This is a genomic window from Streptomyces sp. NWU339 (genome assembly GCF_003143855.1).
Taxonomy (GTDB): domain Bacteria; phylum Actinomycetota; class Actinomycetes; order Streptomycetales; family Streptomycetaceae; genus Streptomyces.
Genome location: NZ_QFRK01000124.1, coordinates 1 through 7,198, shown reverse-complemented (window position 1 = coordinate 7,198; position 7,198 = coordinate 1). Strand labels below are relative to the sequence as shown.

General features: G+C 69.7%; 4 protein-coding genes and 1 pseudogene. 1 reads left to right on the top strand and 4 read right to left on the bottom strand.

The window, feature by feature from the left end; translation table 11 throughout:
• Positions 1 to 216 precede the first annotated feature (216 nt).
• The 3 genes and pseudogenes from DIZ27_RS43795 to DIZ27_RS43785 form a co-directional block, all read right to left on the bottom strand.
• Complete coding sequence (locus tag DIZ27_RS43795; protein WP_109383829.1) at positions 217 to 738, bottom strand: DUF2690 domain-containing protein; 522 nt, start codon at positions 736 to 738, stop codon at positions 217 to 219.
• 230 nt (positions 739 to 968) lie between these two features.
• Positions 969 to 2,402: an L-lactate permease gene (locus tag DIZ27_RS43790; RefSeq protein ID WP_109383828.1), complete on the bottom strand. Its 1,434-nt coding sequence runs from the start codon at positions 2,400 to 2,402 to the stop codon at positions 969 to 971.
• Positions 2,403 to 2,726: 324 nt separating this feature from the next.
• Positions 2,727 to 3,404 (bottom strand): annotated as a pseudogene (locus DIZ27_RS43785) (IS6 family transposase); the annotation flags it as partial.
• Between the two features lie 200 nt (positions 3,405 to 3,604).
• On the opposite strand from DIZ27_RS43785, the gene DIZ27_RS43780 reads away from it, so the two are divergent.
• Positions 3,605 to 4,606 (top strand): zinc-binding alcohol dehydrogenase family protein, encoded by a 1,002-nt coding sequence (locus DIZ27_RS43780; protein ID WP_375232088.1) that lies wholly within the window; start codon positions 3,605 to 3,607, stop codon positions 4,604 to 4,606.
• Between the two features lie 318 nt (positions 4,607 to 4,924).
• On the opposite strand, the gene DIZ27_RS43775 is transcribed toward DIZ27_RS43780, so the two are convergent.
• The gene (locus DIZ27_RS43775; RefSeq protein ID WP_219933743.1) at positions 4,925 to 6,211 is read right to left on the bottom strand and encodes an ATP-binding protein; all 1,287 of its coding nucleotides are present in this window, start codon (positions 6,209 to 6,211) and stop codon (positions 4,925 to 4,927) included.
• Positions 6,212 to 7,198: the final 987 nt, after the last annotated feature.

The following is a 7,198-nucleotide window of genomic DNA, read 5'->3' as shown; positions in this document are numbered from 1 at the left end:
CCCTCCACCTGTCCCAACACTGGCCCTGGGAAGCCGACTTCGTCGACCTGTGGACGACGACCGGACAGCGCATGGTCACGTGAACCACACGCTCGACCTGACCGCCCACGACCCGAAAGAACCTTGGAGACCCCGCACCGGTCGGCCACCCGGCGATCACCGCTGCCTGCGTCCCGAAGAAACACCCGGAACCCGCCCGACGCCCGTGAGCAGAATTCACGCGGTGGATCGAGGCTCATAGGTGCCGGCACCGCCCCTCTTCGGGACCGCGCAGGCGGTGACCTGGAACTCTCCGTCCGACACGGCGGCCATGCTGGTGAACTTGTCGTTGCCGTACTCGATCTCGGCGGTCCGTTTCGTGCCGCCGACGAGCTCGACCGTGACCAGGTCTCCGGGGTTGCCGCGCTCGATCCTCGCCCAGACGGCCTTGCAGTCCTCGCTGTAGCGGATCTGGAGAAGAGCGGGATTGTCGACATCGGGTTTGAAGGTGCGGGCGTCCTCGGCGCAGCCCTGACTCTGCGGATTCTTGCCCTCGCAGGCGTCACCGGGGCAGGTCGGTTCGTCGAGGAAGCCCTGCATGACATGATCCCCAAGCGGTGTCAGGACGGCAGCCAGCACGACGCCGACGATGGCGACCACGAGGGCCGTCACGAAGGCATTGCCGAGCCTGCCGGCAGTCGGTTGCGGGGTAGGGTCACGGGGCGTCATGGGCTCGCCGTCGGTGTTGCCCGTCGTCATGGAGCCACCTCGGTATGCCGGGACGGAGGGCCAGAATCGTTTCCTGTTACCCCGGGGGCAAGGCGTAATACGGAAGCGGTGGGAGCACGAGATCTCCCGCACGTGCGCCCCCTCTGGCATGCCGGCGACGCTGACGCCACTTACCGGACCGCGCCGGGGCCTGCCCGACGGAGCCTGTCCATGGACACGGCCAGAAGGCCGTTGGCATTCGATGGGGTTCCCTCCAAAGTTCAGGCAAGGCTCAGGACGATGACGCCGAGGATGAGCGCTGTCGCGGCGACGGCGCCGAGCAGTATGACGCTCATGGCTCGTGGGAGGCGTTCACCGGGAGCGAGTGCGACGCCGACAGCGAGGGCGATCCGCGGTGGTGAAGCGATGATGGCGAAGGACCCGGCGACGTTCTGCCCGGCGAGTGCGATCAGCGGGTTCGCGCCGAGGCCGGTGGCGGCGGTCGTGGTGGCGGGGGAGAACATCGCGGCGGCGCCCGTGTTCGAACCGGTGAGGTAGCCGCCGAGAGCGCCCATGGCGGGGATCGCGGCGACGAAGCCGTAGCCGGAGTGCTCCGCAGTGGCGGCAAGATGCTCGGCCATACCGGTCGCGGCCATGACGATGCCGAGGACGATGAACACCAGCGCGTTCCCGGCGATCGGCACCCATCGTCTCAGCCCGTGCCGCACCAGGCGCCACTGATCGGCGGCGGGCAGACCGGCGGTCGCGACGGCGACAGCGGCGGCGATGACCAGCCAGAGCGCAGGGCTCGCGGTCCATTCGATCGCGTCATGGGTGCCCGTAGCGGCGAGCAGGCCCCTCGTGGCAAGGATGCCGCCGACGATGACGAGGTACGGCACGACGGCTACGAGGAGTGGCCGGGACACGCGCGGCAGCGGGCCGTTGCCGACCCGGGTGACGACGAGGAGACCGGCGATGACCACGGCTGCGGCGAGAACGCCGGCCAGTGGCGTCCCGACCGTGAGGTTCGCCACGAGCAGGGCACCCCATTCGGCAAGGACGACCGCGACGGCCAGCACGAGCTGACGCGGGGTGGGCCGGCCGAAATTGAGGCCCAGCACCGCGACCATGCTGACCACGAGTATGGGCAGGCTGAGCAGCGCCGACCACACCCCGAGCCGGGCGAAGTCCTGCCCGCCGAGCTGCGCGGCGATGAGGGTGCCGGGTCCGAGGGAGCCCCACGGAACCAGCACCAGGCCGAGCAGCCCGGAGACGACGGCCTTGACCGGGGTCAGGCCAAGGCGGATCAGCAGTGGGGCGGTGATGACCACGCCCAGGCCGAAGCCGGTGACCGATTCCATGAACGGCGTCATCCCGTAGACGAGCAGCAGCAGCGTCACGGTGCGGTCGGCACCGGTCTCGGCGCCCTCCAGCCAGGCGGCGATCCGGTCCTGCGCACCACCGCGGGTCATCGCTTCGGCCAGCCCGACCCCGCCGAGCAGGAGGACCGCGATTTCCACGACGGTCGGGGCCATCCCCGAGGCAGCGGCCCCGACCTGTGGGCCTTCGAGCGGAAAGGAAACAACGGCACCGACCAGTGCGACGACCAGACCCACGACGCCGGCCCACAGCGAGGCCAGACGGAACGCGAGCAGGGTCAGGACGACGAGGACGGGCGCGAGAGCGACGAGGAAACCGACCGTATCCGGGGTCATAGCACGCTTTCGGCGCCGTCGGGCCAGGCGTTCAGTACCTTGGCGGCAGCATGGGCGGGTGCGGCGCCGTGCTCGGCCGTGTTCACGCGGATGTGGTTCGGGCCGATGCCTGTCCCTGCAGGGGCCGGGGGTGCGCAGCCAGTGAACATCTGTTGCTCCTCATGGTGAATCAGCGGGCATGCCGGAGTGCGTGGTCGAGGGCTTGGGCGGGCGTTGTCACGTTGGTGAGAATGTGACCGGCTGATGGCGTGTCAGGGTGTACTGGGGCCGGATGGCGATTTCGGGTCTGGCCATGGTGGGCCGGCCGGCAGCTTTGGTGATCTGGTCCCAGATCGCGAAGCGGATGGTCATCTCGGAGCGGTGGCCGGCGGCGGTCATCAGGTGCCCGCGTGGCCTGAAGTGGGGTGAGATGCCGCTGAAGGCGGACAGGAATCCTTGTGCGGCGCCGGCGGAGCGGAATCTCTTCATCGCGCGTTCGTGTCGGCGGGTGGGCCGGTGGCTGTTCTCGGCGCGGTTGTTCAGGCCCTTGTGCGAGCGGTGCTCGACCGAGCGCGTCAGCTCCCGGCGGACCACGCCGTAGGAGCGAGGCTTGTCGGTGACCAGCACCCGGGGCACCGCACCGGTCCTCTTCAGCAGGCGGCGGAAGAACCGCCGGGCCGCGGCCTTGTTCCGCCGGTTCTGCACGAGGATGTCCAGGGCGGTGCCGTCGGCGTCGACGGCCCGCCACCGGTACGTCGGCTCCCCGTTGATCCTGACGAACACCTCGCCCAGATGCCGTTTATCCCCGGGCCGCGGCCGGCGGCGCAGCGCGTCGGTGCAGGCCTGCCCGAACTTCGCGCACCACCGCCGGACGCTCCCGTAAGACACGATCACGCCACGGGCGAGCATCAACTCCTCGACCTCGCGGAAGCTGAGCGGGAGGCGGAAGTACCGCCGCACGCAGTGGGAGATGATCTCCGCCGGGTATGGGTGCCCCTTGTACGACAGCGGCACGGACGACACGAACGAACCCCTCCCGGCATGACCAACCAGAAGATCATCCCACCCGGCCAGCCAACATGACAGTGCCGCCCCAACGGCCGAGAGCCGTTGCCGCACCAAGCGGCGTGCGGTCGCGGCCTGCCGTTCCGCGACGAGCGTTTGCCGGACCTGCCGGCCGGCGCCAGGCTGGGAGCATGGTGCGCGCGTCGGCTTCGAACATGCTGACCGGGTGGGCTGTCGAGAGTCCTGGTCCGATCGCGGACGGCCCACTGGTGTCCGTGCGGCGTACCGTGCCCTCGCCGGGGCCTGGTGAGCTGTTGCTGAGGGTCGAGGCGTGCGGCGTCTGCCGCACGGACCTGCACCTTGCCGAAGGCGACCTGCGCCCGCACCGGGCATCGACCGTTCCCGGTCATGAGATCGTCGGCCGCGTGGCCGCCGTCGGCGAGTCCGTCACGGGGTTCCGGGTCGGCGACCGAGCCGGTGGGGCGTGGCTGCGCAGCACCTGCGGCCGATGCCGCTACTGCCGGGCCGGTCGCGAGAACCTCTGCCCGGCCTCCCTCTACACCGGCTGGGACGCGGACGGCGGTTTCGCCGATGTCACCCTCGTTCCGGCGGACTACGCCTACGCGCTCCCGGACGACCAGGACGCCGTGCTGCTGGCACCGCTGCTGTGTGCCGGGATCATCGGCTACCGGGCTCTGCGCCGCAGCGCCCTGCCACCCAACGGCCGGCTCGGGATCTACGGCTTCGGGGCCTCGGCCCATCTGGCGGCGCAGGTCGCCCTGGCCGAAGGAGCAACCGTGCACGTGCTGACCCGTTCGGCACGGGCCCGTGAACTCGCCCTCGACCTGGGCGCCTCCTCCGTGGGCGGCGCCTACGACCGCCCGCCCGAACCACTGGATTCGGCGATCCTGTTCGCACCGGTAGGGGATCTGGTGCCCGTGGCACTGGAGGCACTGGACCGTTCGGGAACGCTCGCCGTGGCGGGCATCCATCTCACCGACATCCCCGTGCTCAATTACCGCCGTCACCTCTTCGAAGAGCGGAATCTGCGCAGCGTCACCTCCAACACCCGGCAGGACGGCCGCGACTTCCTGGGCACGGCCGCGCGGATCGGTATGCGGGTCACCGTCAGCCCGTATCCGTTGAGCCGTGCCGACCAGGCTCTGAGGGACCTGGCCGCCGACCGGGTCAGCGGCGCCGCCGTGCTCGTGCCCGGATGACCCGCCGCGACGCACTCCTCGGACGTGCCCCGAGAGGCCGCGGTAGCGGGTGACGGAGTGGTGGAAGAAGTTCCGTCGCGAGCGGCGTGTGTTATGCGACATCCTGCGGGTTCGTCCTGGCTTGCATCTCCCGTTGCTGCAGGTCGGCCCGGCAGACGGAAGCGAGGGATCCGCATGGATCATGACGGACCCTCGGGATTCCTGAAGAGCAGTCATGAGCCCTGCACAGACGCACAGGCCGAAGGCGACGAGGTGCCTGATCAGGCCTCATGCCGAGGAACCGAGGAACACGGCGAACTCGCGGGATGACGCGCAGAGTCACATGCGTACGTACTCCTCGGTGTCCTCGGCGAAGTCCGTCAGTGCCTGGTCGGTGAGTGTGGGACGGGTCTGTGCGATGGCCTGCAGGTAGTCCTCCGTGCCGGCCGGTGCGCCTTTCCCCTGGGCGACTTCGCGTTCGAAGGCGGTCTGGGCGCCCTTGCGGGCGGCGAACTCGATATCGGCCGGCGTGAACATTGCGCTTGCCTCCACCAGACGGCTGAGATCGACATGGGCGGCGGCGGCCCCGAGGTAGCGCCGCCAGACCGCCGACCGGGCCTGCGGATCGGGCGGGCCGACCGGGATGACGTAGTCGAAGCGGCCGGGCCGAAGGAACGCAGGGTCGAGGAAGCGGACGGAGTTCGTGGCGCAGATCAAGAGGCGGTCGTCGTGGTCACGGAAGCCGGGGATCAGCTTGAGCAGTTCGTTGGTGACTCCATGACTGGGGTCGACAGCCATACCGGACCGGGCAGAAGCGATCTCCTCGACCTCGTCGATGAAGAGAACCACCGTCTCCAGTTCGGCCAGCTCGGTGAACGCCTCCCGCAGCGAGGTCGCCAGTCCTCCCTCCCGGAACGACGCAAGCCGGGACGGGAAGAGCTCCACGAAGGGCCACCCCAACCGCGAGGCAACCGCTCGGGCGAAGCTGGTCTTGCCGGTGCCCGGCGGCCCGAAGAGGATGACCGCCTTCGGCGGCCTCACTCCGTACCGCTCGGCCAGCGCGGGCCGGGCCAGCGGCAGCACGATCCGCCGCTCGATGGCTTCCTTCACCTCTTCCATTCCCGCAAGGCTGTCCCACAGATCCCCGGGAAGCATCCTTCCCCCCAGTTCCGCCAGGAGGCCGGCATCGCTCGCGCCGAGCTGCTCGACCTTCTCGTGGAAGACGAGCCCGGTCCGGGGCCGGTAGCCTGAACTTTCCAAGGCAACGGCTCCCGTCGCCCCCGGGGCCAGGAGCGCGCCGATCCGGCGGACTCCCTGGGACCGCAAGCGCCGCTCAAGCTCGGCGATCAAGGAGCTGCTGATGCCGCGGCTGCCCCACGTCCCGGCCAGGGCCACCAGGATGATCCAGCCCCTCTCGCCGGAGACCTGCGCCACGCCGACGCCCACCAGCTCGTCGCCGACCACCGCCACCACGGCCGGTCCTGCGGCCCTGGCTGCGGCCACGACCTCCGATACCGGGAAAACGGCAGGAGCCTCGTCCACCTGCTGGTTCTGGTCCCAGATCTGGATGGCGCGGTCCAGATCATCGTCGTGGAAGTCCCGAAATCGCCACGCAGGCATCGTCATCACCTTCGAGAGGGGGCCACCACCGCTCCCCGGCTCAGGTAGTGCCCCGCCACGGACCCTTGCTTCATTCTCCCCATGTGCGCCTCCCGGGCGCGCGTCGAACGAGGGTGCCGTTAACGTACAGGGAACCAAGCGACATGTAGCTCAGCGTGATGTTGGCCCTGTGGGCTCGCCGCCGTTCGGCTCCGCCCCTATGGCCCCGTTCCTCTACCCAGACGGTGAGCACGTGCTCCTGGTCGTCCTCCTCCATGCCGGGCCCGGCGGGCGGTGGTCTCGGGGTTCGGGGAGTATCCAAGCAGGGAGGACCGCTACGGCGTTCAGTTTCCTGAACGCTTCGGTGCCCCGGTCAGCGGCCCTGGCGGAATGGGTTGTACGCCTCGAAGGAGTCTTCGTCGCTCTCTCCGCGCCGACGCCGTTCGGCCTGGTACGCGGTCCAGGCGAGTTCACCCTGCACAGCGGAATCGCAGACCATCAATTGTTGAACGCTGTGCGGGGCACGGCAGCCACCGCCGGCTACGGCCTCACCCCAGAAGAAGTGACCCTCCGGTTGGGTCGTCGCTTGCCGAGCTGCGGGCCCTCCTCCCGCTGCCCTGCCGTCCGGATCGGCCCTTCCCCCAGGCGCGACGGCGGCAGCAGGCCGACTGCTTGGCGCTCTGCTGCAGGCTCCGCACCCACTCCCGGCCGCGCGGTCGGCGCGACGGTGCCGCGCTGAGCGGAGCGCCCACGACGGGCCCGGCCACCTCGCGACAGCAGCCGCTCCCTCGACCACGGCGGACGGTGCGGTCTGCTCACGCTCACCCGTGCGTGAGGGCGACAGTACGGAGAGTGGCCCAGCTCCGGCGGGGTCGATGGCATACGCCGGGCTGGGTCTTCACGGTTGCGCCCGCCACGATCCTGGCCTGACACCGGTCCTTGGTCGTAGTGGTCGCGCAGAAGGGTGTCCCCCGGATTGCCCACACGCCTTGGTTCCGCGGACCTGGAAATTCC

What these genes read in the sequence shown, in the direction of transcription:
- DIZ27_RS43775 (WP_219933743.1), bottom strand. Translation starts at nt 6,211, where the DNA reads ATGACGATGCCTGCGTGGCGATTTCGGGACTTCCACGACGATGATCTG.
- DIZ27_RS43790 (WP_109383828.1), bottom strand. Translation starts at nt 2,402, where the DNA reads ATGACCCCGGATACGGTCGGTTTCCTCGTCGCTCTCGCGCCCGTCCTC.
- DIZ27_RS43795 (WP_109383829.1), bottom strand. Translation starts at nt 738, where the DNA reads ATGACGACGGGCAACACCGACGGCGAGCCCATGACGCCCCGTGACCCT.